The following is a 224-nucleotide window of genomic DNA, read 5'->3' as shown; positions in this document are numbered from 1 at the left end:
GGACAGAAGATGTTACCACTTGTATCGAGTATTATTGAATTAGTCGGTAAGATTATCTTCGTATTCGCACTTATTCCAGTCTTTAAATATATGGCTGTCATCTTCTGTGAACCAGTCATCTGGGTCGTTATGACAATTTATCTATTAATCGTATTCTGGAGAGATCCATTTATTAAAGAGGCTTAGACCTCTTTTTCTTTTAATACCTATTTAGAAATATTTCT

Annotated in this window: 1 pseudogene; it reads left to right on the top strand. The window is 33.0% G+C overall.

Annotated features, from left to right (window positions below):
- A pseudogene (locus B2S90_RS08195) lies at window positions 1-186 on the top strand (MATE family efflux transporter); the annotation flags it as partial.
- Window positions 187-224 lie beyond the last annotated feature (38 nt).

This window comes from Catenibacterium sp. UBA627 (assembly GCF_002299355.1).
GTDB lineage: Bacteria > Bacillota_I > Bacilli_A > Erysipelotrichales > Coprobacillaceae > Catenibacterium > Catenibacterium mitsuoka.
Note: the sequence above shows the minus strand (reverse complement) of the source record. Positions and strands in the feature narration are given on the sequence as shown.